This window comes from Escherichia sp. E10V10 (assembly GCF_004211985.1).
Taxonomy (GTDB): Bacteria; Pseudomonadota; Gammaproteobacteria; order Enterobacterales; family Enterobacteriaceae; genus Escherichia.
In genome coordinates this window covers 174,346-201,333 of the sequence record NZ_RHJO01000005.1, presented here as the reverse complement: position 1 = coordinate 201,333, position 26,988 = coordinate 174,346, and the positions used below count along the sequence as shown (strand labels likewise).

The window sequence follows — 26,988 nt, the reverse complement described above, 5'->3', positions numbered from 1 at the left end:
GCCCCTCATCGGGCACTAAAACAGCAATACAAAAATATAACCCTCTGTACATTACAGGGCATGGTGAGCGGCTTCGCTATGCCCAAAATCTGGAGACAGCTCGCTATGGATATTCCCGTTAATGCAGCAAAGCCGGGGCGTCGGCGTTATCTGACGCTGGTGATGATCTTTATTACGGTGGTCATTTGTTATGTTGACCGCGCTAACCTGGCCGTGGCTTCCGCCCATATTCAGGAAGAGTTCGGTATTACCAAAGCGCAAATGGGCTATGTATTTTCGGCCTTCGCCTGGCTTTATACGCTATGTCAGATCCCCGGCGGTTGGTTTTTAGATCGCGTAGGTTCTCGCGTGACTTATTTTATTGCGATATTTGGCTGGTCAGTGGCGACTTTATTCCAGGGCTTTGCCACGGGATTAATGTCATTAATTGGTCTGCGCGCAATAACCGGTATTTTCGAAGCGCCCGCTTTCCCGACCAATAACCGGATGGTGACCAGCTGGTTCCCGGAACATGAACGCGCTTCCGCCGTTGGTTTTTATACGTCTGGTCAGTTTGTCGGTCTGGCGTTTTTGACTCCGCTGCTGATCTGGATTCAGGAAATGTTGAGCTGGCACTGGGTGTTCATTGTCACCGGTGGTATCGGCATTATCTGGTCGCTGATTTGGTTTAAGGTTTATCAGCCGCCGCGCCTGACCAAAGGCATCAGCAAAGCTGAACTGGATTACATTCGTGATGGCGGCGGTCTGGTGGATGGCGATGCGCCGGTGAAAAAAGAGGCGCGTCAGCCGTTAACAGCCAAAGACTGGAAACTGGTGTTCCACCGTAAACTGATCGGCGTCTATCTTGGGCAATTTGCGGTGGCTTCTACACTGTGGTTTTTCTTAACCTGGTTCCCGAACTATTTAACCCAGGAAAAAGGAATCACCGCGCTGAAAGCAGGCTTTATGACCACGGTGCCATTCCTTGCGGCATTTGTCGGCGTCCTGCTCTCTGGCTGGGTCGCGGATCTGCTGGTACGTAAGGGCTTTTCACTGGGCTTTGCGCGTAAAACGCCGATTATCTGCGGCTTGCTGATCTCCACCTGCATTATGGGCGCTAACTACACCAACGATCCGATGATGATTATGTGCCTGATGGCGCTGGCATTCTTTGGCAACGGTTTTGCTTCGATTACCTGGTCGCTGGTTTCTTCTCTGGCACCGATGCGCCTGATTGGTTTAACCGGCGGCGTGTTTAACTTTGCCGGTGGTCTGGGCGGCATCACCGTTCCGCTGGTGGTGGGGTACCTGGCGCAGGGTTACGGTTTCGCACCTGCACTGGTTTATATTTCCGCCGTCGCGTTGATTGGCGCACTCTCTTACATCCTGCTCGTGGGCGATGTGAAGCGCGTTGGATAATCTTTCAACTGTGGAATATGCGCCACACCACTGCGCATAATCCACTTTCTTGAAGCCGGTGCGGTCAGGCATCGGCTTTTTACTATCTTGCCGAAGAGTTTTAAACGCAGTTTGCGGGTGGCGCGCCAGTAGGCGGCGTTGCTCTTCTCCGGCTGCTTCAGTAACACCGAACGCAGAATGTCTGCACTATCCAGCGCATAGCTAATCCCCTCCAGCGAGCTGGCGCTGATAAATCCCGCCGCTTCGCCAATCAGAAAGGCGTTGTCCTTACCGCAGACAAAATCCTGCCAGCGTGAGGGAAACAGCACCGTGCATTTTTCGCTTTTCACCGCCTTACCAAACTGGAACTGAAAGGCGCTCATTTTCTCTTTCAGCGTCGTGAAACGCGTCTGACCATCTTTCATTGGATAAGCACCGCCAAAGATAAAATAACCGTCTTTGCTAATACTCCATGAATAACAGTCAGTTATCGCATTATCAAAGATGCAGGAGTAGAACGGCACCGGATGTTTCTCTGCGAACCACTGCTGGATAGCGACATATTTACGAATTTGATGGTCCGGGTAGAGATGTCGCCGCACCATCGAGTTGGCACCATCGGCACCGACCAGATAGCGGGCGGTAATATGCTGCTCCCAGCCGTCTGCGCGAAAAATGACATGCCATTTATCATCCTCACGCCAGATTTTTCGGCACAGGCTATCGTGGTAAACCTCAACGCTGGCGGGGATCAGCGATTTCATCCACAAGTCGAAAGCATGGCGATTAATATTGATATAGCTTCGCTGGTAGTTACGCGTGAGCGATGCGGCGACGTCGACGGTTTTGACGCTGAAAATCTGCGGGTTGGCGATCACATCGACAGGAAGCGTCAGTCCATCGCGAATAAAAGAACGCTGCGCGTCCGGTGCCAGCAGACCGCCACAAGGCTTGCTGAAACCTTCAGTACCGCACTGGTGCTTTTTATCCAGCGCGATCACCTGCATTTTGCCTGCTAACTTTCGCGCCAACGCCGACCCTGCCGGGCCGAGGCCAATAATCGCCACGTCAAAATGTTCCATCTTTTCACTCACATTCATCACGATGGCAAAAGACTAATGTCTGAAAGTGAAGTCCTTGTGAAGTATGATGGCGGGAACCGTTTTGTATCAGGACCGCGCCATGAAACAGATAACCTTTGCTCCCCGTAATCACCTGCTCACCAATACCAATACCTGGACGCCCGACAGCCAGTGGCTGGTGTTTGACGTGCGTCCTTCTGGCGCGTCGTTTACCGGTGAGACCATTGAGCGTGTGAATATCCATACCGGCGAGGTCGAGGTTATCTACCGCGCGTCACAGGGCGCGCACGTCGGCGTGGTGACCGTTCATCCAAAGTCAGAGAAGTATGTCTTCATCCACGGCCCTGAAAATCCTGATGAAACATGGCATTACGATTTCCATCACCGTCGCGGCGTGGTTGTTGAAGACGGCAAGGTGAGCAATCTCGATGCAATGGATATTACTGCTCCGTACACCCCAGGGGCGTTACGCGGCGGCAGTCATGTACATGTCTTTAGCCCAAACGGTGAAATGGTGAGTTTTACCTATAACGACCACGTGCTGCATGAACGCGATCCAGCGCTGGATTTGCGAAACGTCGGGGTGGCAGCGCCGTTTGGTCCGGTCAATGTGCAAAAACAGCATCCGCGTGAATACAGCGGTAGCCACTGGTGCGTGCTGGTGAGTAAAACAACGCCCACGCCGCAGCCTGGCAGCGATGAAATCAATCGTGCTTATGAAGAAGGATGGGTAGGAAACCACGCTCTGGCGTTTATTGGCGATACGCTTTCGCAAAAGGGCGAGAAAGTGCCGGAGCTGTATATTGTTGAATTGCCGCAAGATGAAAACGGCTGGAAATTGCCGGGCGACGCGCCGTTAAGCGGAACGGAATCAACTCTGCCCGCGCCACCGCGTGGCGTCGTGCAGCGACGTTTAACCTTTACCCACCATCGGGCTTATCCGGGGTTAGTCAACGTCCCGCGCCACTGGGTGCGGTGTAACCCGCAAGGAACGCAAATCGCGTTTTTAATGCGTGATGATCACGGTATTGTGCAACTGTGGCTTATCTCGCCACAGGGCGGCGAACCGCGCCAGTTAACCCATAACAAAACGGATATTCAGTCAGCATTCAACTGGCATCCATCGGGAGAATGGCTGGGCGTTGTGCTGGATAACCGTATTGCCTGCGTACACGCGCAAAGCGGCGAAGTTGAGTATTTAACCGAAAATCACGCCAACTCACCTTCAGCGGACGCGGTGGTCTTCTCGCCGGATGGTCAATGGCTGGCGTGGATGGAAGCCGGCCAGTTGTGGATAACCAAAACTGGCCGCTAAATCAGTTCACGGGCATTCTGGCTGGTGGAATGACGGCATTGATGGCTTGCGCGTCGGCTTCGCTTTTTTCCACGCGCGAGCGCACTGAACTGTCTTTGCGGAACGCATCCCATGGCAGAAGTAGCGTATCCATGACTGCGGTAAATGGCATATCGAGAATTGCCAGCGATTTGGTTCCCCAGTTTGTTGTGTCATCACCAATCATGGTGGCACTGGCGCGGGTGCCGGGATACGTTCCCTCCTTCCCCCCGGTATGGGACATTACGCTGGAGCATCCTCCGAGTAATGCCATTCCGCTGCATATCATGAACGCTAACAACACATTTCTTATCATAATAAATTCATCTATTGATCGTGGGTGTTGGCATGATGTGTTATAGCGATCCCTTGCTGAAAATAACATCATCATTACGTCGCACTGTGGCGGCTATCGCACTTTAACGTTTCGTGCTGCCCCCCAGTCTATGCAATAGACCACAAACTGCAAAAAAAAGTCCGTCGAAAAGACTTGAAAAGTGCATATCCAGACCCATTTTTACATCGTAGCCGATGAGGACGCGCCTGATGGGTGTTCTGGCTACCTGACCTGTCCATTGTGGAAGGTCTTACATTCTCGCTGATTTCAGGAGCTATTTATTATGCGTAACTTTGATTTATCCCCGCTTTACCGTTCTGCTATTGGATTTGATCGTTTGTTTAACCACTTAGAAAACAACCAGAGCCAGAGTAATGGCGGCTACCCTCCGTACAATGTTGAACTGGTAGACGAAAACCATTACCGCATTGCTATCGCGGTGGCTGGCTTTGCCGAAAGTGAACTGGAAATTACCGCCCAGGACAATCTGCTGGTGGTGAAAGGTGCTCACGCCGACGAACAAAAAGAGCGCACCTATCTGTACCAGGGCATCGCTGAACGCAACTTTGAACGTAAATTCCAGTTAGCTGAGAACATCCATGTTCGTGGCGCTAACCTGGTAAATGGTTTGCTGTATATCGATCTCGAACGCGTGATTCCGGAAGCGAAAAAACCGCGCCGTATCGAAATCAACTAATTCCCTAAGGCCGCAGTGCGCGGCCTGACATGTGATGCTCGCCGTCAGGGAGCATATGCGAATCTTCGGATTTGCAGGTACTTACTCGCTTCTTAGAAGGAGAAATGACTATGCGTAACTTCGATTTATCCCCACTGATGCGTCAATGGATCGGTTTTGACAAACTGGCCAACGCACTGCAAAACGCCGGTGAAAGCCAGAGCTTCCCGCCGTACAACATTGAGAAAAGCGACGATAACCACTACCGCATTACCCTTGCGCTGGCAGGTTTTCGTCAGGAAGATTTAGAGATTCAACTGGAAGGAACGCGCCTGAGCGTAAAAGGCACGCCGGAGCAGCCAAAAGAAGAGAAGAAATGGCTGCATCAAGGGCTTATGAATCAGCCGTTTAGCCTGAGCTTTACACTGGCTGAAAATATGGAAGTCTCTGGCGCAACCTTCGTTAATGGTTTACTGCATATTGATTTAATTCGTAATGAGCCTGAACCCATCGCAGCGCAGCGTATCGCTATCAGCGAACGTCCCGCGTTAAATAGCTAATTAGCTATTCTCTTTGCCCCGCCAGTTTGGTGGGGCTTTTTTTTGCCTGCAATCTTCAACAATGTTTTAATTTTCGCCAATTTAAGATGTTCCGGCACTTTCTTTACCGTGATAATGTGCGCCATAAGGCAAATCTGCTTCACCGATTCAGCCATAATCCGTAGCAATTAAAATGTTATTTCAAGAGAAATGGACGATGAGTGATATAGCATTAACGGTCAGTATTCTGGCTTTGGTGGCGGTCGTCGGGTTGTTTATCGGCAACGTCAAGTTTCGTGGTGTTGGATTGGGCATTGGCGGCGTGCTGTTCGGTGGGATCATCGTCGGCCATTTTGTTTCACAGGCGGGGATGACATTAAGTAGCGACATGCTGCATGTTATCCAGGAATTTGGTCTGATCCTGTTCGTTTATACTATCGGTATTCAGGTGGGGCCGGGCTTCTTTGCCTCGTTGCGTGTCTCCGGATTACGCCTCAATTTGTTTGCTGTTTTGGTTGTCATCCTCGGTGGTCTGGTCACCGCCATCCTGCATAAACTTTTCGATATTCCACTTCCCGTGGTACTGGGGATTTTCTCCGGCGCGGTCACCAATACGCCTGCGCTGGGGGCAGGGCAGCAGATCTTGCGTGACCTGGGGACACCGATGGAGATGGTCGATCAAATGGGGATGAGCTATGCGATGGCGTATCCATTTGGGATTTGCGGCATTTTGTTCACTATGTGGATGCTGCGGGTTATTTTCCGCGTCAATGTTGAGACGGAGGCGTTGCAACACGAGTCCACGCGGACTAACGGTAGCGTGCTGATCAGGACCATTAACATCCGTGTTGATAACCCTAACTTACATAATTTAGCGATTAAAGATGTACCGATTCTCAATGGCGATAAAGTTATCTGCTCGCGATTGAAACGAGAGGAAACCCTCAAAGTACCTTCTCCGGAAACCATTATTCAGTTGGGCGATTTGCTTCATCTGGTGGGGCAGCCTGCGGATTTACATAATGCGCAATTGGTGATTGGTCAGGAAGTGGATACCTCGCTGTCGACGAAAGGCACCGATCTGCGCGTCGAACGCGTGGTGGTCACCAATGAGAATGTGCTTGGTAAACGTATTCGCGACCTGCACTTTAAGGAGCGCTATGACGTCGTTATTTCGCGCCTGAACCGTGCTGGCGTTGAATTAGTTGCAAGTAGCGATATTAGCCTGCAATTTGGCGATATTCTCAACCTGGTTGGACGCCCGTCCGCGATTGATGCCGTTGCTAATGTATTAGGTAATGCGCAGCAAAAATTGCAGCAGGTACAAATGTTACCGGTGTTTATTGGTATTGGGCTTGGCGTATTGTTGGGCTCCATTCCGGTGTTTGTGCCTGGATTCCCGGCTGCGTTGAAGTTGGGGCTGGCGGGTGGTCCGCTGATTATGGCGCTGATCCTCGGGCGTATCGGTAGCATTGGTAAGCTTTACTGGTTTATGCCGCCAAGTGCCAACCTGGCGCTGCGCGAACTGGGTATCGTACTGTTTCTCTCGGTAGTTGGCCTGAAATCCGGCGGCGATTTTATCCATACACTGGTGGATGGCGAAGGGTTAAGCTGGATAGGCTATGGCGCATTGATTACTGCAATTCCGCTGATCACGGCTGGCATTCTGGCGCGGATGTTAGTCAAAATGAATTATCTCACGATGTGCGGGATGCTCGCGGGTTCAATGACCGATCCTCCGGCGCTGGCGTTTGCCAATAATCTTCATCCTACCAGTGGCGCGGCAGCGCTCTCTTACGCCACGGTGTATCCATTAGTCATGTTCCTGCGCATTATCACACCGCAGTTACTGGCGGTGCTTTTCTGGAGCATCGGCTAACTCCTTTTTGGGTGGAGTTACCGTCAATGGTACTCCACCTGGTATTCACAATGCATTTCTGAACATTACCGCGTTGCTTAAACCAGTGAACCGCCGGTCAGGAAGGAAAAGATAAGGAATATCAGCAAAATGCTGCACACGATGCCGATACCAAAAAGCAAGGTATGGAAAGCCAGCGTCCCGCCGCCAAATACCAATGCGCCTCGAATGCCCCAGCGATTTTCCTTACGCATACCGCCAATAAATGCGCAAAGTAGCGCAGCAATGGCCAGTGCGATACCGCTTTGATCGAGGATTTTATCGACATCAACCGTCTCTTTTTTCTCCACCGTAGTAATTTTTTCACCTTTTATTCCGGCGAGGAGACCTCTTTTAATTTCAGCCGTTTTGTCCGCCACGATGCTTTCCAGCGTTGGTGGTGGCGCGGCAAAAGGGCCGAATGAAAAGTGGATAATACCCATCAATAAAGCGATGGCACCGAACAGCATGCCCAGTGAACTGCTTTTATTTTGCGCTATGATACCCATCAGACCTCCTTGTAATGGATGGCAAAAGCATATCAGGAAACGGGCGGACGAAATTCTTAAAAATAACCGCTAAATGCAGAGCGTTAGTGAAAGTGCAAAGGAGCAACAATGAAAATATCCCGCCTCGGAGAAGCGCCTGATTACCGCTTTTCGTTGGCTAATGAACGTACATTTCTGGCATGGATCCGTACCGCGTTGGGATTTCTGGCGGCGGGCGTCGGGCTGGATCAACTTGCGCCAGACTTCGCCACGCCCGTCATTCGTGAGCTGCTGGCGTTATTGTTATGCCTGTTTTCCGGCGGGTTAGCGATGTATGGCTATCTGCGCTGGTTACGCAATGAAAAAGCGATGCGTCTGAAAGAGGACTTACCCTATACCAACAGCTTATTAATCATCAGTTTAATATTGATGATCGTAGCGGTAATAGTCATGGGGCTGGTGCTGTATGCCGGATAGTCGCAAAGCCAGACGCATTGCTGATCCCGGACTTCAGCCAGAACGGACATCGTTGGCGTGGTTTCGCACCATGCTGGGCTATGGCGCGCTGATGGCGCTGGCAATTAAACACAACTGGCATCAGGCCGGCGCGTTGTTCTGGATTTCTATTGGCATCCTCGCCATTGTGGCATTAATACTTTGGCGCTATACCCGTAATCGTAATTTAATGGATGTGACTAATAGTGATTTTTCTCAATTTAACGTAATCCGTGACAAATTTATGATCTCCCTCGCGGTGTTATCTCTTGCAATACTGTTTGCTGTAACGCATATACATCAACTAATCGTATTGATTGAGAGAGTCGCATGACAGGAAGTCAGGTTGTAAATGCTGAAGAGGACAGGCATAAATTGGTTGTAGAGTATAAAGATGCGCTACAACCTGCCGATTTTTATCAGAATTTCAAACAGCGGGGTCTTCGCTCCGTGCAAATTATTCCCCATATAGAATTTGATGACCGGGGCGAGCTGACAGCTTCTTCGGTGACGGCTGAACTGTGGGGACAATTTTTAATCGCACTGTTCGAGCATTGGGTGCGTGCAGATATTGGTCGTATATCAGTCGAACTTTTTGACGCCACGCTGCAAAAATGGTGCGGGAGCGAAAACGTACAACTTCGGCGGGAGTGTCAGGAGTGCGACTGGCATCGCTTGTGCCGGCATTCCCAGGAGGATTCTCCTGGCAACGTGCTTTGTGTTGGCTATCAAGCTTTTTATTCCCACTCTGCGCCGCACATGCGGGTGATGCGTGACCTGATAAAGCAGCATCGTTCTCCCATGGAGTTGATGACGATGCTGCGGTGACGTGAGCTTAAACAGGCTGCCCCTGATGCGACATCCGCGTCGCCAGCGGTAGCCAGCACAGCACGATCAACAATCCCATTAAGGTCATCAACAACCCCAGGCTGCTCTGACCGGTTTGCGGCAGCATCGCGGAGAGCGACGCCAGCACGCCGGAACCAATGTTTTGCAGGCCGCCGACCAGCGCACCAGCCGTGCCAGCCAGGAAGGGGAATGGCTCCATTGCGCCACTGGTTGCGAGCGGAAACAGCATCCCGGCACCGAAAAAGAACAGCGCGGCGGGAACGAGCAACGTCCAGACATTCATCACGCTAAACCAGCCGGGGATCCACATCATCATTCCTGCCAACAGGCAGCAGATAACCGACTGCCACATTAACGTAGAGAAGCGTTTATTCGGTCGACCAGCAAACCATGCGCCGAAGAATGCCGCTGGAATTGGCAGAATAAACAAAATACTGACTGTCATGCTGCTCAACCCTAACACTGCCCCCATCAACACACCGGAACAGGCTTCGAAAGCGGCAATCCCTGCCAGACCACCAATTAACATCAGCAAATAGCAGTTAAAGCTGCCATTGCCAAAGAGTGTTTTATAACTGGTGAGCAGGCGCGTACGCGGCGCATCGACAGGGCGTGTTTCCGGCATCCAGCGCGCCATGCTGAACGTCACACTGGCACAAAGCACCAGTAAAAACAGATAACAGGCCCGCCAGCTCCACAGGGTATTCAGCAGGCCGCCAATGAGTGGTGCGAGCAACGGACTTACGAGAATCCCCATATTTAACATGCTATTAGCGTGACGAAGCTGTGTCCGTTCATATAAATCACGCGGCAATGTACGCGCCATTACGCCGCCGACCCCGGTCCCCATCCCCTGAATCGCACTGGCGGCAATTAACACCGTCAGGCTGGAAGTGGTGACTGCCACCAGTGTCGCCAACATAAAAATGGACATTCCGACGAGGATTACCGGGCGGCGTCCCACTCTGTCGGAAATTGGGCCATAAAATAGTTGTGAGATACCGTAGGTCAGCAGATAAGCGCCCATTACGCTCTGCACCGCCCCTTCACGGACGTTGAGATCTTGTGCCATATCGGCAATAGCAGGAATATAAATAGTTTGTGCCATCTGACCGACGGCCACGAGTAATACCAACATCAATAATAAATTGACGTTTCTATGCCTTTTCATTATCACGGACGCTTTTAAAAATATATTTAGAATAAGTTACTACGCATTCGAATAAATGCAGGAGAGGAATCTATCACATTGATAAATGTTAGCCAGATATATATACGGAATGATGAATAACAAAACGGCAGAAAATATAAACAACAGCGGCAATAAATGTTGCCGGAAGGACTTTGGCTTAAATAAATACTGTGGGCCGGATAAGATGCGTCAGCATCGCATACGACACCAATCTGCCAGCAGAATATGAAAGGGGAGCGGTTTCCCGCTCCCCTTTAGTGCGGCTTGAATCTGAATCACTTCAGGTATTTCAGAACAGCATCAAGCAGTTGCAGTGCAGCAACAATGAGTTTGAGGATAAGAATGGCAATATCCACCAGGCTCATACGCGTCTCCTGTGGTTCAGGAGCACTGCCAGCTGACGTACCTTTCCGCTGCCTGTTGCCAGCTGTTGCGCACGCAGCTTCTTCAGAAGAAACGTTGTGCTTGTTGACATAACACAGTGTGCTCACGCGGGGTTAAGGCGCTGACGGCACCACCCGTTTCAGCCAGGACTTAGTGCGCCGGGTAACGATGCGGCCCCGCATAACACATTGCGTACAGTGATATTATAGAATTATACTGTATAAATAAACAGTAAAAATTAGACAAAATCAAAACTGTGATCGATACTCAATTATGCGCTAAATAAGTCAAAATTCGTGCCGAAATTGCGCGTTCTGCGCGGAACACGTATACTTTCAGTGTTGACATAACACAGTGTGCTTTGCGGTTACCAACCGCGGGCGGCTGACAAAACCTCGCTCCGGCGGGGTTTTTTGTTACCTGCGTTTCAGTACAAAACGTGATCGACTCCCCAATTATTCCTTGATGAAAAATTTTCCATTGTCTCCCCTGTAAAGCTGTGCTTGTATAAATATTGTTAAACACAAAACCAACAAGGTCCCCAATGATTACTTCCATGCTCAACGCGAAACTACTACCAACTGCGCCATCCGCCGCAGTGGTCGTCGTGCGTGTGGTGGTGGTCGTCGGCAATGCGCCGTAGGGACTGGAACAACACACGATTCCAAAACCCCGCCGGCGCAAACCGGGCGGGGTTTTTCGTTTAAACACCTCCCGGAAAGTCGGCCCAGAAGAAAAGGACTGGAGCATGGCAAGTTCGGGCACAACATCGACACGTAAGCGTTTTACTGGCGCAGAATTTATCGTTCATTTTCTGGAACAGCAGGGCATTAAGATTGTGACGGGGATTCCGGGCGGTTCGATTCTCCCTGTTTACGACGCCTTAAGCCAAAGCACGCAAATCCGCCATATTCTGGCCCGTCATGAACAGGGCGCGGGCTTTATCGCCCAGGGAATGGCGCGTACCGACGGCAAACCGGCGGTCTGTATGGCCTGTAGCGGGCCAGGTGCGACTAACCTGGTGACCGCCATTGCCGATGCGCGGCTGGACTCCATTCCGCTGATTTGCATCACCGGCCAGGTTCCCGCCTCGATGATCGGCACCGACGCCTTCCAGGAAGTGGACACCTACGGCATCTCTATCCCCATCACCAAACACAACTATCTGGTCAGACATATCGAAGAACTCCCGCAGGTCATGAGCGATGCCTTCCGCATTGCGCAATCAGGCCGCCCTGGCCCGGTGTGGATAGACATTCCTAAGGATGTGCAAACGGCGGTTTTTGAAATTGAAGAACAGCCCGCGGCGGCAGAAAAAACCGCCGCGCCCGCCTTTAGCGAAGAAAGTATTCGTGACGCTGCGGCAATGATTAACGCCGCCAAACGCCCGGTGCTTTATCTGGGGGGCGGTGTCATTAACGCACCCGCGCGGGTGCGTGAACTGGCTGAGAAAGCGCAGCTGCCCACCACCATGACCTTAATGGCGCTGGGCATGTTGCCAAAAGCACATCCGCTGTCGCTGGGCATGCTGGGGATGCACGGCGTGCGCAGCACCAACTATATCTTGCAGGAGGCGGACCTGCTGATTGTTCTCGGTGCGCGTTTTGATGACCGGGCAATTGGCAAAACTGAAGAGTTCTGCCCGAATGCCAAAATTATTCATGTGGATATCGACCGCGCGGAGCTGGGTAAAGTTAAGCAACCGCACGTGGCGATTCAGGCGGATGTTGATGATGTGCTGGCGCAGCTGATCCCGCAGGTGGAAGCCCGGCCGCGTACAGAGTGGCACCAACTGGTGGCTGATTTACAACATGAATTCCCGTGTCCTATTCCGAAAGCGTGCGATCCATTAACACATTACGGGCTGATTAATGCCGTTGCCGCCTGTGTCGATGACAATGCGATTATCACCACCGACGTGGGTCAGCATCAGATGTGGACAGCGCAGGCCTATCCGCTCAATCGACCACGTCAGTGGCTGACTTCTGGTGGGCTGGGAACGATGGGCTTCGGTTTACCCGCAGCGATAGGTGCGGCGCTGGCTAACCCGGATCGCAAAGTGTTGTGTTTCTCCGGCGACGGCAGCCTGATGATGAATATTCAGGAGATGGCGACCGCCAGTGAAAACCAGCTGGATGTCAAAATCATCCTGATGAATAACGAAGCACTGGGACTGGTGCATCAGCAACAGAGTCTGTTCTACAAGCAGGGAGTTTTTGCGGCCACCTATCCGGGAAAAATCAACTTTATGCAAATTGCGGCCGGGTTCGGCCTCGAAACCTGCGATTTGAATAATGAAACCGATCCGCAGGCGGCATTACAGGAAATTATCAATCGCCCTGGTCCGGCGCTGATCCATGTGCGCATTGATGCCGAAGAAAAAGTGTACCCAATGGTGCCGCCAGGCGCGGCAAATACTGAAATGGTGGGGGAATAAGCCATGCAAAACACAACTCATGACAACGTGATTCTGGAACTCACCGTTCGCAACCATCCCGGTGTAATGACCCACGTGTGTGGGCTTTTTGCCCGTCGTGCTTTTAACGTCGAAGGCATTCTTTGTCTGCCGATTCAGAACAGTGATAAAAGCCACATCTGGTTACTGGTCAATGACGATCAGCGACTGGAACAAATGATAAGCCAAATCGACAAACTGGAGGATGTGGTGAAAGTGCAGCGTAATCAGTCCGACCCGACAATGTTTAACAAGATAGCCGTATTTTTTCAGTAACCGCTCAAGGCTTGAACAGTGGCGCGCTTATCGTTAAGGTAAGCGCGTTTTTTTTACCCGCCAGGACAAGACCATGATAACCGTTGCCCTTATAGACGATCACCTTATCGTCCGCTCCGGCTTTGCGCAGCTGCTGGGGCTGGAACCTGATTTGCAGGTAGTTGCCGAGTTTGGTTCCGGGCGTGAGGCGCTGACTGGCTTACCTGGGCGCGGTGTTCAGGTGTGTATTTGCGATATCTCAATGCCGGATATTTCCGGGCTGGAGCTGTTAAGCCAGCTACCGAAAGGTATGGCGACAATTATGCTCTCCGTTCACGATAGTCCGGCGCTGGTTGAACAGGCGCTTAACGCGGGGGCGCGCGGCTTTCTCTCTAAACGCTGTAGCCCGGACGAGCTGATCGCTGCCGTGCATACGGTTGCAACTGGCGGCTGTTATCTGACGCCGGATATCGCTATTAAACTGGCATCGGGCCGTCAGGACCCGCTAACCAAACGCGAACGCCAGGTGGCAGAAAAACTGGCGCAAGGGATGGCGGTGAAAGAGATTGCTGCCGAACTGGGGTTGTCGCCAAAAACTGTGCATGTACATCGTGCCAATCTGATGGAAAAACTGGGCGTCAGCAACGACGTTGAACTGGCGCGCCGCATGTTTGATGGCTGGTGATGAAGACATTTTTCTCCCGCTTAAATACTGTAGTTTCCTGCTTTTTTATCTTCTCTGCCGCATGGTTTTGCCTGTGGAGTATCAGCCTGCACCTGGTTGAACGACCGGATCTGGCGGTATTGCTGTTTCCGTTCGGTCTGCGACTGGGGCTGATGTTGCAATGCCCGCGCAGATACTGGCTGGTGCTGATGGGCGCAGAATGGCTGCTGATTTACTGGCTGACGCAGGCGGTTGGGTTAACGCATGAACCGTTATTGATGATCGGTAGTTTGCTGACGTTACTTCCTGTGGCGTTGATTTCTCGTTATCGCCACCAGCGCGACTGGCGCACGTTGCTGTTACAGGGCGCGGCACTGACGGCGGCGGCGTTATTACAGTCATCCCCCTGGCTTTGGCATGGGTACGGAAACGAGCCCTGGAACGCCCTACTGATGACCTTAACCGGCGGCCTGACGCTGGCCCCCATTTGCCTGGTGTTCTGGCACTATCTGGCGAATAACACCTGGCTGCCGCTGGGGCCATCGCTGGTTTCCCAGCCGATCAACTGGCGTGGGCGGCATCTGGTCTGGTATTTGCTGTTGTTTGTTATCAGCCTGTGGTTGCAACTGGGGCTGCCGAACGAACTTTCGCGCTTTACCCCGTTTTGTCTGGCGCTGCCGATTATCGCCCTGGCCTGGCACTATGGCTGGCAAGGGGCGCTGATTGCGACGCTGATGAACGCCATCGCGCTGATCGCCAGTCAAACCTGGCGCGATCATCCGGTCGATTTATTGCTTTCACTGCTGGTGCAAAGCCTCACTGGCCTGTTACTGGGCGCAGGCATCCAGCGGTTGCGTGAACTTAACCAGTCGCTGCAAAAGGAACTGGCGCGTAATCAACATCTTGCCGAGCGGTTGCTTGAAACCGAAGAGAGTGTGCGTCGCGACGTAGCGCGTGAACTGCACGATGATATCGGCCAGACCATCACCGCCATTCGTACTCAGGCTGGCATTGTCCAGCGGCTGGCGGCGGATAACGCCAGTGTGAAACAGAGCGGGCAGTTAATTGAACAGTTGTCGCTGGGCGTTTACGACGCGGTGCGCCGCTTGTTAGGGCGGTTACGTCCGCGCCAGTTGGATGATCTGACCCTGGAGCAGGCCATCCGTTCATTGATGCGGGAAATGGAGCTGGAAGGGCGCGGCATTGTCAGTCATCTCGAATGGCGGATAGATGAATCAGCGCTAAGTGAAAACCAGCGCGTAACCCTATTTCGTATCTGTCAGGAGGGGCTGAACAACATTGTGAAACATGCAGATGCCAGTGCGGTTATCCTGCAAGGCTGGCAGCAGGATGAGCGTTTAATGCTGGTGATTGAAGACGATGGTAGTGGTCTGCCGCCAGGCTCCGGGCAGCAAGGTTTTGGCCTCACCGGAATGCGCGAGCGCGTCACCGCGCTGGGCGGCACCTTGACCATCTCCTGCCTGCACGGCACGCGTGTCAGTGTCTCTCTACCTCAACGTTATGTTTAAGGCTTGATGATGTTGCCGTTTCTGAAAGCGCCTGCCGACGCACCGCTGATCAGCGATAAAAGTGAAATTGATGCTCGCTACCGCTACTGGCGTCGGCATATTTTGCTGACCATCTGGCTGGGCTATGCGCTGTTTTACTTCACGCGTAAAAGTTTTAACGCCGCCGTACCAGAAATCCTTGCCAACGGCGTGCTCAGTCGTAGCGACATCGGCCTGTTAGCAACGCTGTTTTACATTACCTACGGCGTATCGAAATTTGTCTCCGGCATTGTCAGTGACCGCTCTAATGCCCGTTATTTTATGGGGATTGGGCTTATCGCCACTGGCATCATCAACATTCTGTTTGGCTTCTCCACCTCGTTGTGGGCGTTTGCCGTGCTGTGGGTGCTGAACGCCTTTTTCCAGGGCTGGGGTTCGCCGGTTTGTGCGCGTCTGTTGACTGCCTGGTATTCTCGTACCGAGCGCGGCGGTTGGTGGGCGCTATGGAATACGGCGCATAACGTCGGCGGTGCGCTCATTCCCATTGTGATGGCAGCGAGCGCGCTGCATTACGGCTGGCGTGCCGGGATGATGATTGCCGGTTGTATGGCGATAGTCGTGGGGATTTTTCTTTGTTGGCGGCTGCGCGATCGCCCGCAGGCGTTAGGTTTACCGGCGGTCGGAGAATGGCGGCACGATGCGCTGGAAATCGCCCAACAACAAGAAGGGGCGGGGCTGACGCGTAAAGAGATCCTCACCAAATATGTGTTGCTGAATCCGTATATCTGGCTGCTTTCGTTCTGTTATGTGCTGGTCTATGTGGTTCGTGCGGCGATCAACGACTGGGGCAACCTGTATATGTCCGAGACGCTGGGCGTCGATCTGGTCACGGCGAATACGGCAGTAACGATGTTTGAACTGGGCGGGTTTATCGGTGCGCTGGTTGCAGGTTGGGGCTCGGACAAACTGTTTAACGGCAACCGTGGGCCGATGAATTTGATTTTTGCTGCGGGGATTTTGCTTTCCGTCGGCTCGCTGTGGTTGATGCCATTTGCCAGCTACGTGATGCAGGCAACCTGCTTCTTCACCATTGGTTTTTTTGTCTTTGGCCCGCAGATGTTAATCGGTATGGCAGCGGCAGAGTGTTCCCACAAAGAGGCGGCAGGTGCGGCGACGGGGTTTGTCGGCTTGTTTGCTTATCTGGGGGCGTCGCTTGCCGGTTGGCCGCTGGCGAAAGTGCTGGATACCTGGCACTGGAGTGGTTTTTTCGTGGTTATCGCCATTGCCGCCGGGGTCTCGGCACTGTTGTTACTGCCCTTTTTGAACGCCCAGGCTCCACGCGAAGCGTGATGCATCTCACTTTTCTACCTCATATCCGGCAAAACTAAGAAATTTTCCTGGTTTTGCCTGGACGCTATCTCAAGCCTGATTTGCTGAAGGTTTTTACAATGCCATCATTCGTTAATTCTTTCCCAAAATAATTCAAGTTGCAGGAACGCGAGCAGCTAAGGCACCTGCGGCCTGAAGTATGAAGGGAAATCAGGAGTAACCCATGCTGGCTTTCTTAAACCAGGTTCGCAAGCCGACCCTGGATCTTCCGCTCGAAGTGCGGCGCAAAATGTGGTTCAAACCGTTCATGCAATCCTATCTGGTGGTCTTTATTGGCTACCTGACGATGTACCTGATTCGCAAGAACTTCAACATCGCACAGAACGACATGATCTCGACCTACGGGTTGAGCATGACGCAGCTGGGGATGATTGGCCTGGGCTTCTCCATCACTTACGGCGTGGGTAAAACGCTGGTTTCCTACTACGCCGACGGCAAAAATACCAAACAATTCCTGCCGTTCATGCTGATCCTGTCTGCTATTTGTATGCTGGGCTTCAGCGCCAGCATGGGCAGCGGCTCGGTTAGCCTGTTCCTGATGATTGCCTTCTACGCCTTAAGCGGTTTTTTCCAGAGCACCGGCGGTTCATGCAGTTACTCCACGATTACCAAATGGACGCCGCGTCGTAAGCGCGGGACCTTCCTCGGTTTCTGGAACATTTCCCACAACCTCGGCGGCGCGGGGGCGGCGGGTGTGGCGCTATTCGGCGCAAATTACCTGTTCGACGGTCACGTGATCGGCATGTTTATCTTCCCGTCGATTATCGCGTTGATTGTCGGTTTTATCGGTCTGCGTTATGGCAGCGACTCCCCTGAAGCGTATGGTCTTGGCAAAGCTGAAGAACTATTCGGTGAAGAGATTAGCGAAGAGGACAAAGAGACGGAATCCACCGATATGACCAAGTGGCAGATCTTTGTCGAATATGTTTTGAAAAACAAAGTGATCTGGCTGCTGTGCTTCGCCAATATCTTCCTGTACGTGGTACGCATTGGTATCGACCAGTGGTCAACCGTGTACGCTTTTCAGGAACTGAAACTTTCTAAATCGGTGGCGATTCAGGGCTTTACGCTGTTTGAAGCCGGTGCTCTGGTTGGCACGCTGCTGTGGGGCTGGCTCTCTGACCTGGCGAACGGGCGCCGTGGCCTGGTGGCGTGTGTTGCACTGGCGCTGATTATCGCCACGCTTGGTGTGTATCAACACGCCAGCAACCAATATATCTATCTGGCTTCTCTCTTTGCATTAGGTTTCCTGGTATTTGGTCCGCAACTGTTGATTGGCGTGGCGGCTGTTGGCTTCGTACCGAAAAAAGCGATCGGCGCTGCCGATGGGATTAAAGGCACTTTCGCCTACCTGATTGGTGACAGCTTTGCCAAATTAGGTCTGGGAATGATTGCCGATGGTACGCCAGTGTTCGGCCTCACCGGCTGGGCTGGCACCTTCGCCGCACTGGATATCGCCGCTATTGGCTGTATCTGCCTGATGGCGATAGTCGCGGTGATGGAAGAACGAAAAATCCGCCGCGAGAAAAAATTCAGCAGTTGACAGTGGCATAAACGTAACTGGTGACTTTTGCCCGGCATGACGCCGGGCTTTTTTTTATTATTCAGAGATTTCCAGCGCGGTGAAGGCAAACTTCTCGCCATCAAACAGCCCCTGACTGGTCAGTTTCAGTGCGGGGATCACCGGCAGGGAAAGAAACGCCATCTGAATAAATGGTTCATCGGGTAACGGACCACATTCACGGGCAGCGACTTTTAACGCGTCAATTTGCTCCGCCAGTGACTGCGCCGTGTCGGTGCTCATCAGCCCGGCAATGGGCAACGGCAGATGACTCTGTACCTGGCCGTTACGGACCACGCACAGCCCGCCGCCATCCTGAATCACCTGATTGACCGCCAGCGCCATCTCTTCTGCGCTACGACCGATCACCACAATATTATGGCTGTCATGGCTGACTGTCGCTGCCAGCGCGCCTTCATTCAGGCCAAAGCCGCCGAGCAAACCACAGGCCGGAGCCAGACGTTGCCCGTAACGCTCAAGTACGGCAATAAAGCACACATCATCGAGATCAAAACCATTTTCGCTGTAGACGCTGGAGCGGGAGTGCGTGATCAGTTCGTTATGGATGACATCAATGACGCGATAGCGTTTTCCGGGGGTAAATTGCAGGGCAAAGTCGCTGGCGGAAACTGGCTGGCGATCAATGGTATTGCCATATGGCGGGGCGGATTGTGCCAGTCTCGCCGACTCTTCTGCCTGCAAGGTTTGTGCGTCAATCGGTTCGCCTTTCACCAGTACCTGTTGCACTGTGACTTTACGCGCGTCACTTAATAGGACAATGTCGGCCTGCTTGCCGGGAGCCAGTAAACCGAGATGATTCAGACCAAAATGGCGCGCCGTCGACCAGCTGGCTACGCGATATGCCACATGCAACGGAACATTGTGTTGTTCAATCAGGCGGCGAATTAAGGCGTCGATATGCCCTTCGTGAGCGATTTCCCACGGGTTACGGTCATCAGTACAAAGCATGCATTGTGGGCTGTTAAATTCGTTGATCAACGGAGCCAGCGCGTTGAGATTGCGGGCAGCGGACCCTTCGCGGATCATCAACGACATGCCGAGTTGTAATTTTCGGCGTCCTTCTTCCAGCTGATAACTTTCGTGGCAGTTTTCAATACCCGCGGCAATATAGGCGTTAAGTTCTTTACCGCTTAGACCGGGGCAGTGACCATCCAGTGTCAGATGGCGAAAGGCGTCCAGTTTATCGAGCAGCGCATTTTGTCCGCTAATTACGCCAGGGTAGTCCATCATTTCGGCCAGACCAGTAACCTGAGGATGGTCGCGCCAGGCGAGCATCTGTTCGAGGGTAAAACTGGCACCGTTAACATCGCAGCCTTCCAGGGCGGGTACGCAAGAGCTGACCTGCAAATACTGGTTTTGCTTTGCCTGTTCGGCACAGCGAGCAAACCAGGCAAACCCGGCTTCGCCCATCACGTTGACGATTTCATGAGGGTCGCAAATAACAGTCGTCAGGCCGCGTGGCAGAGTGGCGGTTTCAAAGGTGACTGGGGTCATCATGCTGGATTCAATATGCAGGTGAGCATCAATAAACCCCGGTACTGCCGTTGCGCCGTGGGCGTCAATTCGGCGCGAAGCCGGAGCATCAGCGTATTCTGCGCCGACACCGGCAATGTAACGTCCTTTAATCACGATTGGGCCGGGAATTTCTCCGCCATTGATTAGATCCAGAATAGAGACATTATCAATAATATAATCGGCAGCGGCTTCGCCACGGGAAACGGCTAACAATTCCTGGTATTCTACCCGACTAATGTGATGAAATTTATGGCTAATAGAATTGTTCATATTTTTTCTCATTTTGATTTTATCAATTTGATTATTATTTATCATAAAGAAACGTCGCGAGATTATTAAAGAATATCCATTAATGTGCAATTGAAATGTGATAATTATCACTGAACCGTTGTTGTCATTTGTTTTACAAAAGCAAGGGATTAAATCTCCTCCAATGGACAAAAAAATGAATAATGACAATACCGATTACGTGAGTAATGAATCAGGGACGCTTTCGCGATTATTTAAACTACCGCAACACGGGACAACCGTTCGCACAGAATTGATTGCGGGTATGACTACTTTTTTAACTATGGTGTACATCGTTTTTGTTAACCCACAAATTCTTGGTGCAGCGCAAATGGACCCAAAGGTGGTGTTTGTTACTACCTGTTTGATTGCGGGCATTGGCAGTATTGCGATGGGAGTTTTTGCTAATCTTCCCGTCGCGCTGGCGCCTGCGATGGGGCTGAATGCGTTTTTCGCCTTCGTGGTGGTGGGGGCGATGGGTATCACCTGGCAGACGGGAATGGGCGCTATTTTCTGGGGCGCAATTGGGCTATTTTTGCTGACTCTTTTTCGTATCCGTTACTGGATGATCTCCAACATTCCGTTAAGTTTACGTATTGGTATCACCAGTGGTATCGGGCTATTTATTGCCTTAATGGGATTAAAAAATACCGGTGTTATTGTCGCCAATAAAGACACGCTGGTGATGATTGGTGATTTAAGTTCCCACGGCGTGTTGTTAGGTATTTTAGGTTTTTTTATTATAACCGTGTTGTCATCGCGTAATTTTCATGCGGCGGTGTTGGTTTCTATCGTCGTCACTTCCTGCTGTGGATTATTTTTCGGAGATGTTCATTTCAGCGGAATCTATTCTATTCCACCTGATATTAGCGGTGTTATTGGCGAGGTTGATTTGAGCGGGGCATTATCGCTTGAGCTTGCCGGTATCATTTTCTCCTTTATGCTGATCAACCTATTTGATTCATCAGGAACATTAATTGGTGTAACTGATAAAGCTGGCTTAATAGATAGTAACGGTAAATTCCCTAACATGAATAAGGCGCTATATGTTGATAGCGTGAGTTCGGTGGCTGGCGCGTTTATCGGAACTTCCTCTGTTACTGCCTATATTGAAAGTACTTCTGGCGTGGCGGTCGGCGGTCGCACGGGGCTGACTGCGGTTGTTGTTGGCGTTATGTTCCTGTTAGTTATGTTCTTCTCGCCGCTGGTGGCGATGGTTCCACCTTACGCAACCGCCGGGGCGTTAATCTTTGTTGGCGTGTTGATGACATCGAGCCTTGCACGCGTTAACTGGGATGATTTTACCGAATCGGTACCCGCATTTATCACCACGGTGATGATGCCCTTTACGTTCTCGATCACTGAAGGGATTGCGCTCGGCTTTATGTCTTACTGCATCATGAAAGTGTGCACCGGGCGCTGGCGCGATCTGAATCTGTGTGTGGTAGTTGTAGCGACATTGTTTGCGCTGAAAATCATCCTGGTGGATTAGTATCTGATAAGTGTTTCCAGATATCATGAGTGCCGGTTACGCAGGAGAACTCATGATCTGGATAATGCTCGCTACGCTGGTGGTGGTGTTTGTGGTTGGTTTTCGGGTGCTGACATCCGGGGCCAGAAAAGCGATTCGCCGCCTCAGCGATCGGCTGAATATTGATGTTGTACCCGTTGAGTCAATGGTCGATCAAATGGGAAAGTCAGCCGGTGACGAATTTTTACGTTATCTGCATCGCCCGGATGAGTCGCACCTGCAAAATGCCGCGCAGGTGTTGCTTATCTGGCAGGTTGTCATTGTCGATGGTAGCAAGCAGAACCTGCTGCAATGGCATCGGATTTTACAAAAAGCCCGCCTTGCCGCGCCGATTACCGATGCTCAGGTCAGGCTGGCGCTGGGTTTTCTGCGCGAAATAGAGCCTGAAATGCAGGAGATTAATGCATTCCAGATGCGCTACAACGCATTTTTTCAGCCTGCTGAGGGCGTTTACTGGCTGCATTAAAACCGCTTTGCCTGATGCGACGCTGGCGCGTCTTATCAGGCCTACAGACCGAGTACGGATAAGGCGTTCACGCCGTATCCGCTATCGGATCTGACAGTAGACGGACGCATTCTCTACGTTCTATTTACAGCAGCACCTCTAGCCCGTGTTTTTGCACAATACTAAGTAGTTTTAATGACATGCCGCTGGGGCGTTTAGCGCCACTTTCCCATTTTTGTACAGTTGAAACGCTGGTATTGAGATAGTGAGCGAAGACGGGTTGACTCACTTTTAATTTTTCCCGTAGTGCTTTTATCTCAACAGGTTGTAAGTCTGGTACGCTGGTCAGGCAGGCTTTGTCAAAAGTACGCATTGTTTCGGCAGAAATGGCATCAACGCTGGACAATCCAGCAGCCGCGCTGTGAATGGCCTCAAATGCAGGGCTTTTGAATTTAGTTTTTGCAGTCATAGCAGATCTCTGTCAGTTCTTTACTGTTAATCATTGCTGTCAGTTGGGCTTTCGTCAGGAAGGCATAATGCTTTGCGAGTTCACGAAATCCAGACAGTTCCTGACTACTGATGTTCGACATATCCTGTTTTGCATATAAAAACGTGTAAAACCAATTGCTACCCCCTTTCGCCAGAATAATCGCACGCTCACGATTTTGGTGAAGGCGCTTTTTAAAAACGCCACCACCAAGCGCATCAGCTTTACCCTGATCTGTTTCTAAAATGGCCCGGCATAACTCTTCATCTGTTATTGCATGAGACTTGGCTTCCCTTGCAAACCATTTGGTTTTAAACACACGCATATCGTTGATGTCCTGTTATTAAAGCATATCACTAAGTGCGATACTTTATCCCTTGTTTCCAACGAAATCGCGTCAATGCATATCACCTTGCCATATGATTTTTATTTCCTCGAGCAGCCTCGAATTTTTCCCACAACACTGTAAAAGTTGCAAAAACGTTAAATGCATCACACATTTCAATGTTAGACTGGTCGGCTTTTCCCCTGAAACATGCCACGGGTAACACCATGAGTGAATATATCGAAGAAAACCGCGGCGCGGACGCCATTACCCGACCGAACTGGTCAGCCGTTTTCTCGGTGGCGTTTTGCGTCGCCTGTCTGATTATCGTTGAGTTTTTGCCCGTCAGTTTGTTGACGCCGATGGCGCACGATTTAGGCATTTCGGAAGGGGTTGCCGGGCAATCGGTGACCGTAACCGCTTTTGTGGCGATGTTTGCCAGTTTGTTTATTACCCAGACCATTCAGGCCACTGACCGCCGCTACGTTGTCATTCTGTTCGCCGTTTTGCTGACGCTTTCCTGCTTGCTGGTTTCCTTTGCCAACTCATTCAGTCTGCTGTTAATCGGTCGCGCCTGTCTGGGGCTGGCGCTGGGTGGATTCTGGGCGATGTCGGCGTCGCTGACCATGCGCCTGGTACCGCCTCGTACAGTGCCGAAGGCGCTGTCGGTGATCTTCGGCGCGGTGTCCATTGCGCTGGTAATTGCCGCGCCATTGGGCAGTTTTTTAGGCGAGCTTATCGGTTGGCGCAATGTCTTTAATGCGGCGGCGGTGATGGGCGTGCTGTGTATTATCTGGATTATCAAATCATTGCCTTCGCTGCCTGGCGAACCGTCACATCAGAAACAAAATGCCTTTCGCCTGTTGCAGCGTCCGGGGGTGATGGCCGGGATGATCGCCATCTTTATGTCCTTCGCCGGACAGTTTGCTTTTTTCACTTATATTCGCCCAGTGTATATGAATCTGGCGGGATTCGGCGTTGATGGCTTAACGCTGGTGCTGTTGAGTTTTGGTATCGCCAGTTTTGTTGGTACATCGCTTTCGTCGTTCATTCTCAAACGTTCGGTGAAACTGGCCTTAGCGGGCGCACCGTTTGTGCTCGCCCTGAGCGCGCTGGTACTGACGCTGTGGGGAAGCGATAAAATTGTTGCTACCGGTGTGGCGATTATCTGGGGGCTGACCTTTGCTTTAATTCCTGTTGGCTGGTCAACGTGGATCACTCGCTCATTGGCCGATCAGGCAGAAAAGGCTGGGTCTATTCAGGTGGCCGTTATTCAGCTTGCCAATACCTGCGGTGCGGCAATCGGCGGTTATGCGTTGGATAACATTGGTCTGACTTCGCCGCTGATGTTGTCCGGCACATTGATGTTGCTGACTGCATTGTTGGTTACTGCCAAGGTGAAAATGAAGAAATCCTGATATCAGGTAAAGAAGCGTTGGTCAGTGGTTGTTGCCGTTCTTACATATCCGGGCATTCTACCTTACCCAACGCTTCCCAATAATTGCTCTGATTATTACGTTCCATCGCCACGATGGCCTCGCGTATATGTTGTTTATTGTTTTCATCTGACAACATTAACTTTTCCCACGCTTCATCTGACAACGATGCCTTCGGGGTGCAAATTTTCCGCAAATCCTCTAATACCGTATTTTTCTCTTTTGCGGACTGCAGTGAGCTAAAAGGCGACTCGGCGTATACGATGCCTGGCATAGCGAAAAAAGTGAAAATAAGCAGTAGTGTCGTTGGTTTCATGGATTCAACCTTTTACAAATGTGTATCGAATGAAGCATAAGTGTAGTTTGCTTTCATCGCTCTCATCATGCTGTACGAAACGCGCTTGCGTGGTCAGTAAGAAGTGCCAGACCTTATATTCCACTTTTATTCCTTTTTATTCTTATCGATAGCGTTTCGTTTTTTAAACCGCAGCGACCTTACCGCTATAGTCAGGTAATCATTAATAAAAGGATAAAAAAATGAAACTGACAACACATCATCTACGGACAGGGGCAGCATTATTTCTGGCGGGGATCCTGCTGGCAGGCTGCGACCAGCAAAACAGCGATGCAAAACACATTAAAGTTGGCGTCATTAACGGTGCCGAACAGGATGTGGCAGAAGTCGCTAAAAAAGTGGCCAAAGAGAAGTATGGTCTTGAAGTTGAATTGGTTGGATTTAGTGGTTCGTTGTTGCCGAACGATGCAACTAATCAGGGTGAACTGGATGCCAATGTCTTCCAGCATCGTCCTTTCCTTGAACAGGATAATCAGGCGCACGGTTACAAACTGGTGGCGGTAGGAAATACCTTTGTCTTCCCCATGGCTGGCTATTCGAAAAAAATTAAAACAGTCGATCAGCTAAAAGAAGGAGCGACTGTAGCGATTCCGAATGATCCGACCAATCTGGGGCGTGCGCTGTTACTGTTGCAAAAAGAGAAACTTATTACCTTAAAAGAGGGGAAAGGTTTACTGCCAACGGCGTTGGATATTACTGAGAATCCACGCCATTTGCAGATAATGGAGCTGGAAGGGGCACAGTTGCCACGTGTACTGGACGACCCGAAAGTGGATGTAGCGATTATCAGCACCACTTACATCCAGCAAACAGGACTTTCTCCGGTGCACGACAGCGTATTTATTGAAGATAAAAATTCACCGTATGTGAACATTCTGGTGGCGCGGGAAGATAATAAGGATGCAGAAAACGTGAAGGCGTTTCTGCAATCTTATCAGTCACCAGAAGTTGCTAAAGCGGCAGAAACCCTCTTTAACGGTGGCGCGGTGCCTGGCTGGTAATGATCAACCGTACCGCGCCGGACGATTACATTTTTCTGGCGCGGCGGCGGGAATCCATTGAAATCAAAATCACCGATGACAGAATCAGCAGCGTTCCCAGCCAATCTGGTAATGTGAAGGTGATCCCCAGCAACAGCAAAGAGAGCAGTGCGCTACTTAATGGTTCTGCACAACTCAAAATACTGGCTTTCGGCCCGCCAATTAACTGTGCACCTTTCAGATACAGACTAAAGGTCAGCGAAGTTCCAATTACCACCAGATAGAAAAAAGCCAGGATCAGGCTGCCATTAACCACGAAATTTGTTCCTTGCCCGGCATAAAAGGGCAGCAGGACCATCCCACCAATGAGCATACTCCAGCCGACGACGGGCAGCGTGCCGTAACGGGCAATGAGCGTTGAGGGGTATGTCGTATAGAATGCGGCAGCAAAGGCTGAAGCAACCCCCCAGAACAGCGCAGCAGGAGAGATCGACAACGATGTTGGATTACCGTGGGTGACCAGCAAAAATGTGCCTATCAGGGAGGTCAAAATCGCGGTAAATACCAGAATACCGGGGCGCGATTTTCGTACCAGTGAGAACCAGGCCACGATAATCGTTGGTGATAAAAATTGCAGCACCGTTGCTGTAGCTGCATTGGATTTTTCAATCGTCAGTAAGAAAGTTAGCTGGACGGTCAGGGCGCCAACAATGGAAAAAATAAGCAGGCTGATGGCATCTTTATGATTCTTAATGATTGAGAAGACTTTATCGCCGTGGACAAAAGAGAGCGTCAGTAGAATAAATCCGGCAAATATCAGCCGCGTCATGGTCAGAAACTGCGATGACATCTGACTTTGTTCCATGATGTATTGCGCGCAAACGCCTGAACTTCCCCATAATACGGCGGCAATCAGAACGTTTATCATCCCCTTTCTGGTGGAACCCATTTTTCCCTCTGCATGCTGTTTTGTCGTTTATGTATGCAGGCATGATAGCAAAAATGGTGAGAATGACCCCTTCAGGTAAACCCGTCATTTGATGGGGCGAGCATTTATGAAACGAGTGAAATACTTGTTAAACCGTCAGGTTATGACGTTATCATTTTGTTCTGACAGCGTGCTA

The 26,988-nt window shown here is 51.1% G+C and carries 27 protein-coding genes, 2 pseudogenes and 1 other annotated feature; of the genes and pseudogenes, 19 read left to right on the top strand and 10 right to left on the bottom strand.

All coding sequences use genetic code 11. The annotated features are described in order from the left end of the window. The first annotated feature begins 60 nt into the window (after positions 1-60). Positions 61-1,398 carry an MFS transporter gene (locus tag D9736_RS11915; RefSeq protein ID WP_165383157.1) on the top strand — a complete coding sequence of 446 codons (1,338 nt, stop codon included), beginning with the start codon at positions 61-63 and terminating at the stop codon, positions 1,396-1,398. Here D9736_RS11915 and cbrA read toward each other — a convergent pair. Next, positions 1,359-2,459 (bottom strand): colicin M resistance lipid reductase CbrA, encoded by a 1,101-nt coding sequence (gene cbrA, locus D9736_RS11910; protein ID WP_130258388.1) that lies wholly within the window; start codon positions 2,457-2,459, stop codon positions 1,359-1,361. The two genes, D9736_RS11915 and cbrA, sit on opposite strands and share 40 nt — an antisense overlap. A gap of 100 nt (positions 2,460-2,559) precedes the next feature. On the opposite strand from cbrA, the gene D9736_RS11905 reads away from it, so the two are divergent. After that, entirely contained in the window at positions 2,560-3,774 is a 1,215-nt protein-coding gene (locus D9736_RS11905; protein ID WP_205712924.1) for a DUF3748 domain-containing protein, read from the top strand. A gap of 1 nt (position 3,775) precedes the next feature. Here the strand turns inward: D9736_RS11905 and D9736_RS11900 are convergent, their stop codons facing one another. Further along, positions 3,776-4,108 carry a YceK/YidQ family lipoprotein gene (locus D9736_RS11900; protein WP_130215114.1) on the bottom strand — a complete coding sequence of 111 codons (333 nt, stop codon included), beginning with the start codon at positions 4,106-4,108 and terminating at the stop codon, positions 3,776-3,778. A 238-nt stretch (positions 4,109-4,346) separates the two neighbouring features. Next, positions 4,347-4,419 (top strand) — a sequence feature (ROSE (Repression Of Heat Shock gene Expression) occurs in the 5'-region of heat shock genes and acts as an RNA thermometer to modulate expression.). Between D9736_RS11900 and ibpA the strand changes: the two genes are divergently transcribed. From ibpA to D9736_RS11885, 3 genes are all read left to right on the top strand, one after another. Next, positions 4,413-4,826, top strand: coding sequence for a small heat shock chaperone IbpA (gene ibpA, locus D9736_RS11895; protein WP_001243437.1), 414 nt, complete (start codon positions 4,413-4,415; stop codon positions 4,824-4,826). Its footprint overlaps the feature before it by 7 nt. A gap of 110 nt (positions 4,827-4,936) precedes the next feature. Continuing rightward, positions 4,937-5,365 carry a small heat shock chaperone IbpB gene (gene ibpB / locus D9736_RS11890; protein WP_001243431.1) on the top strand — a complete coding sequence of 143 codons (429 nt, stop codon included), beginning with the start codon at positions 4,937-4,939 and terminating at the stop codon, positions 5,363-5,365. 196 nt (positions 5,366-5,561) lie between these two features. Beyond that, positions 5,562-7,223 carry a putative transporter gene (locus tag D9736_RS11885; RefSeq protein ID WP_130206782.1) on the top strand — a complete coding sequence of 554 codons (1,662 nt, stop codon included), beginning with the start codon at positions 5,562-5,564 and terminating at the stop codon, positions 7,221-7,223. A gap of 77 nt (positions 7,224-7,300) precedes the next feature. Here D9736_RS11885 and yidI read toward each other — a convergent pair whose 3' ends face one another. Further along, positions 7,301-7,750: a protein YidI gene (gene yidI / locus D9736_RS11880; RefSeq protein ID WP_130222499.1), complete on the bottom strand. Its 450-nt coding sequence runs from the start codon at positions 7,748-7,750 to the stop codon at positions 7,301-7,303. Positions 7,751-7,858: 108 nt separating this feature from the next. Here yidI and D9736_RS11875 point away from each other — a divergent pair, with 108 nt between their 5' ends. Genes D9736_RS11875 through D9736_RS11865 form a run of 3 tightly spaced genes read left to right on the top strand, consistent with a single transcriptional unit; the run spans position 7,859 to position 9,052 of the window. Further along, on the top strand, positions 7,859-8,206 hold the full coding sequence (locus tag D9736_RS11875; RefSeq protein WP_000703955.1) for a YidH family protein: 348 nt from the start codon (positions 7,859-7,861) through the stop codon (positions 8,204-8,206). After that, positions 8,196-8,558: a DUF202 domain-containing protein gene (locus D9736_RS11870; protein ID WP_130206779.1), complete on the top strand. Its 363-nt coding sequence runs from the start codon at positions 8,196-8,198 to the stop codon at positions 8,556-8,558. The genes D9736_RS11875 and D9736_RS11870 overlap by 11 nt, the downstream gene beginning before the upstream one ends. Then, positions 8,555-9,052 carry a radical SAM protein gene (locus D9736_RS11865; RefSeq protein ID WP_130215118.1) on the top strand — a complete coding sequence of 166 codons (498 nt, stop codon included), beginning with the start codon at positions 8,555-8,557 and terminating at the stop codon, positions 9,050-9,052. Before D9736_RS11870 ends, D9736_RS11865 begins: the two co-directional genes overlap by 4 nt. Positions 9,053-9,059: 7 nt before the next feature. On the opposite strand, the gene emrD is transcribed toward D9736_RS11865, so the two are convergent. Then, positions 9,060-10,244: a multidrug efflux MFS transporter EmrD gene (gene emrD / locus D9736_RS11860; protein ID WP_130215120.1), complete on the bottom strand. Its 1,185-nt coding sequence runs from the start codon at positions 10,242-10,244 to the stop codon at positions 9,060-9,062. A gap of 296 nt (positions 10,245-10,540) precedes the next feature. Continuing rightward, positions 10,541-10,630 (bottom strand): type I toxin-antitoxin system toxin TisB, encoded by a 90-nt coding sequence (gene tisB, locus D9736_RS11855; protein ID WP_000060506.1) that lies wholly within the window; start codon positions 10,628-10,630, stop codon positions 10,541-10,543. Positions 10,631-11,193: 563 nt separating this feature from the next. Between tisB and ivbL the strand changes: the two genes are divergently transcribed. The 7 genes and pseudogenes from ivbL to uhpT all read left to right on the top strand — a co-directional run bounded on the left by ivbL (position 11,194) and on the right by uhpT (position 18,474). Further along, positions 11,194-11,292, top strand: a complete 99-nt coding sequence (gene ivbL / locus D9736_RS11850) for an ilvB operon leader peptide IvbL (RefSeq protein WP_130215122.1) — start codon at positions 11,194-11,196, stop codon at positions 11,290-11,292. A 105-nt stretch (positions 11,293-11,397) separates the two neighbouring features. After that, positions 11,398-13,086, top strand: a complete 1,689-nt coding sequence (ilvB, locus tag D9736_RS11845; RefSeq protein WP_130258387.1) for an acetolactate synthase large subunit — start codon at positions 11,398-11,400, stop codon at positions 13,084-13,086. A gap of 3 nt (positions 13,087-13,089) precedes the next feature. Continuing rightward, positions 13,090-13,380 (top strand): acetolactate synthase small subunit, encoded by a 291-nt coding sequence (ilvN, locus tag D9736_RS11840; RefSeq protein ID WP_104920000.1) that lies wholly within the window; start codon positions 13,090-13,092, stop codon positions 13,378-13,380. A 73-nt stretch (positions 13,381-13,453) separates the two neighbouring features. Next, the gene (gene uhpA / locus D9736_RS11835) at positions 13,454-14,044 is read left to right on the top strand and encodes a transcriptional regulator UhpA (protein ID WP_047612689.1); all 591 of its coding nucleotides are present in this window, start codon (positions 13,454-13,456) and stop codon (positions 14,042-14,044) included. Then, positions 14,044-15,552 carry a signal transduction histidine-protein kinase/phosphatase UhpB gene (uhpB, locus tag D9736_RS11830; protein WP_130222490.1) on the top strand — a complete coding sequence of 503 codons (1,509 nt, stop codon included), beginning with the start codon at positions 14,044-14,046 and terminating at the stop codon, positions 15,550-15,552. The genes uhpA and uhpB overlap by 1 nt, the downstream gene beginning before the upstream one ends. 9 nt (positions 15,553-15,561) lie before the next feature. Next, positions 15,562-16,881 carry an MFS transporter family glucose-6-phosphate receptor UhpC gene (gene uhpC, locus D9736_RS11825; RefSeq protein WP_130206854.1) on the top strand — a complete coding sequence of 440 codons (1,320 nt, stop codon included), beginning with the start codon at positions 15,562-15,564 and terminating at the stop codon, positions 16,879-16,881. A gap of 202 nt (positions 16,882-17,083) precedes the next feature. Continuing rightward, positions 17,084-18,474: pseudogene (gene uhpT / locus D9736_RS11820) on the top strand (hexose-6-phosphate:phosphate antiporter). 46 nt (positions 18,475-18,520) lie between these two features. Here the strand turns inward: uhpT and adeD are convergent. Then, positions 18,521-20,287, bottom strand: coding sequence for an adenine deaminase (gene adeD, locus D9736_RS11815; protein ID WP_130258385.1), 1,767 nt, complete (start codon positions 20,285-20,287; stop codon positions 18,521-18,523). A 175-nt stretch (positions 20,288-20,462) separates the two neighbouring features. Between adeD and adeQ the strand changes: the two genes are divergently transcribed. Continuing rightward, positions 20,463-21,797: an adenine permease AdeQ gene (gene adeQ, locus D9736_RS11810; RefSeq protein ID WP_130215132.1), complete on the top strand. Its 1,335-nt coding sequence runs from the start codon at positions 20,463-20,465 to the stop codon at positions 21,795-21,797. A 52-nt stretch (positions 21,798-21,849) separates the two neighbouring features. Then, positions 21,850-22,302 (top strand): DUF1198 family protein, encoded by a 453-nt coding sequence (locus D9736_RS11805; protein WP_130258384.1) that lies wholly within the window; start codon positions 21,850-21,852, stop codon positions 22,300-22,302. Between the two features lie 124 nt (positions 22,303-22,426). Here D9736_RS11805 and D9736_RS11800 read toward each other — a convergent pair whose 3' ends face one another. Next, the gene (locus D9736_RS11800) at positions 22,427-22,750 is read right to left on the bottom strand and encodes a DNA-binding transcriptional regulator (RefSeq protein ID WP_130206761.1); all 324 of its coding nucleotides are present in this window, start codon (positions 22,748-22,750) and stop codon (positions 22,427-22,429) included. Beyond that, on the bottom strand, positions 22,734-23,087 hold the full coding sequence (locus tag D9736_RS11795) for a type II toxin-antitoxin system RelE/ParE family toxin (protein WP_130206759.1): 354 nt from the start codon (positions 23,085-23,087) through the stop codon (positions 22,734-22,736). The genes D9736_RS11800 and D9736_RS11795 overlap by 17 nt, the downstream gene beginning before the upstream one ends. 233 nt (positions 23,088-23,320) lie before the next feature. Here D9736_RS11795 and nepI point away from each other — a divergent pair, with 233 nt between their 5' ends. Next, positions 23,321-24,511 (top strand): purine ribonucleoside efflux pump NepI, encoded by a 1,191-nt coding sequence (nepI, locus tag D9736_RS11785; protein ID WP_130215134.1) that lies wholly within the window; start codon positions 23,321-23,323, stop codon positions 24,509-24,511. A 40-nt stretch (positions 24,512-24,551) separates the two neighbouring features. Here the strand turns inward: nepI and yicS are convergent, their stop codons facing one another. Then, positions 24,552-24,845: a protein YicS gene (yicS, locus tag D9736_RS11780; RefSeq protein ID WP_064526021.1), complete on the bottom strand. Its 294-nt coding sequence runs from the start codon at positions 24,843-24,845 to the stop codon at positions 24,552-24,554. Between the two features lie 221 nt (positions 24,846-25,066). On the opposite strand from yicS, the gene nlpA reads away from it, so the two are divergent. After that, the gene (gene nlpA, locus D9736_RS11775) at positions 25,067-25,885 is read left to right on the top strand and encodes a lipoprotein NlpA (protein ID WP_130258383.1); all 819 of its coding nucleotides are present in this window, start codon (positions 25,067-25,069) and stop codon (positions 25,883-25,885) included. A 3-nt stretch (positions 25,886-25,888) separates the two neighbouring features. Here nlpA and D9736_RS11770 read toward each other — a convergent pair. Then, a pseudogene (locus D9736_RS11770) lies at positions 25,889-26,813 on the bottom strand (carboxylate/amino acid/amine transporter). Positions 26,814-26,988 lie beyond the last annotated feature (175 nt).

Excerpts from the sequence above, each read along its gene's own strand:
- D9736_RS11875 (WP_000703955.1), top strand. The coding sequence starts at position 7,859 with ATGAAAATATCCCGCCTCGGAGAAGCGCCTGATTACCGCTTTTCGTTG.
- ilvB (WP_130258387.1), top strand. The coding sequence starts at position 11,398 with ATGGCAAGTTCGGGCACAACATCGACACGTAAGCGTTTTACTGGCGCA.
- D9736_RS11905 (WP_205712924.1), top strand. The coding sequence starts at position 2,560 with ATGAAACAGATAACCTTTGCTCCCCGTAATCACCTGCTCACCAATACC.
- tisB (WP_000060506.1), bottom strand. The coding sequence starts at position 10,630 with ATGAGCCTGGTGGATATTGCCATTCTTATCCTCAAACTCATTGTTGCT.
- D9736_RS11865 (WP_130215118.1), top strand. The coding sequence starts at position 8,555 with ATGACAGGAAGTCAGGTTGTAAATGCTGAAGAGGACAGGCATAAATTG.
- D9736_RS11900 (WP_130215114.1), bottom strand. The coding sequence starts at position 4,108 with ATGATAAGAAATGTGTTGTTAGCGTTCATGATATGCAGCGGAATGGCA.
- ilvN (WP_104920000.1), top strand. The coding sequence starts at position 13,090 with ATGCAAAACACAACTCATGACAACGTGATTCTGGAACTCACCGTTCGC.
- ivbL (WP_130215122.1), top strand. The coding sequence starts at position 11,194 with ATGATTACTTCCATGCTCAACGCGAAACTACTACCAACTGCGCCATCC.
- D9736_RS11915 (WP_165383157.1), top strand. The coding sequence starts at position 61 with ATGGTGAGCGGCTTCGCTATGCCCAAAATCTGGAGACAGCTCGCTATG.
- adeD (WP_130258385.1), bottom strand. The coding sequence starts at position 20,287 with ATGAACAATTCTATTAGCCATAAATTTCATCACATTAGTCGGGTAGAA.
- uhpB (WP_130222490.1), top strand. The coding sequence starts at position 14,044 with ATGAAGACATTTTTCTCCCGCTTAAATACTGTAGTTTCCTGCTTTTTT.
- D9736_RS11870 (WP_130206779.1), top strand. The coding sequence starts at position 8,196 with ATGCCGGATAGTCGCAAAGCCAGACGCATTGCTGATCCCGGACTTCAG.
- adeQ (WP_130215132.1), top strand. The coding sequence starts at position 20,463 with ATGAATAATGACAATACCGATTACGTGAGTAATGAATCAGGGACGCTT.
- D9736_RS11885 (WP_130206782.1), top strand. The coding sequence starts at position 5,562 with ATGAGTGATATAGCATTAACGGTCAGTATTCTGGCTTTGGTGGCGGTC.
- cbrA (WP_130258388.1), bottom strand. The coding sequence starts at position 2,459 with ATGGAACATTTTGACGTGGCGATTATTGGCCTCGGCCCGGCAGGGTCG.
- nlpA (WP_130258383.1), top strand. The coding sequence starts at position 25,067 with ATGAAACTGACAACACATCATCTACGGACAGGGGCAGCATTATTTCTG.
- emrD (WP_130215120.1), bottom strand. The coding sequence starts at position 10,244 with ATGAAAAGGCATAGAAACGTCAATTTATTATTGATGTTGGTATTACTC.
- uhpA (WP_047612689.1), top strand. The coding sequence starts at position 13,454 with ATGATAACCGTTGCCCTTATAGACGATCACCTTATCGTCCGCTCCGGC.
- yicS (WP_064526021.1), bottom strand. The coding sequence starts at position 24,845 with ATGAAACCAACGACACTACTGCTTATTTTCACTTTTTTCGCTATGCCA.
- uhpC (WP_130206854.1), top strand. The coding sequence starts at position 15,562 with ATGTTGCCGTTTCTGAAAGCGCCTGCCGACGCACCGCTGATCAGCGAT.
- D9736_RS11805 (WP_130258384.1), top strand. The coding sequence starts at position 21,850 with ATGATCTGGATAATGCTCGCTACGCTGGTGGTGGTGTTTGTGGTTGGT.
- ibpB (WP_001243431.1), top strand. The coding sequence starts at position 4,937 with ATGCGTAACTTCGATTTATCCCCACTGATGCGTCAATGGATCGGTTTT.
- nepI (WP_130215134.1), top strand. The coding sequence starts at position 23,321 with ATGAGTGAATATATCGAAGAAAACCGCGGCGCGGACGCCATTACCCGA.
- ibpA (WP_001243437.1), top strand. The coding sequence starts at position 4,413 with ATGCGTAACTTTGATTTATCCCCGCTTTACCGTTCTGCTATTGGATTT.
- yidI (WP_130222499.1), bottom strand. The coding sequence starts at position 7,750 with ATGGGTATCATAGCGCAAAATAAAAGCAGTTCACTGGGCATGCTGTTC.
- D9736_RS11800 (WP_130206761.1), bottom strand. The coding sequence starts at position 22,750 with ATGACTGCAAAAACTAAATTCAAAAGCCCTGCATTTGAGGCCATTCAC.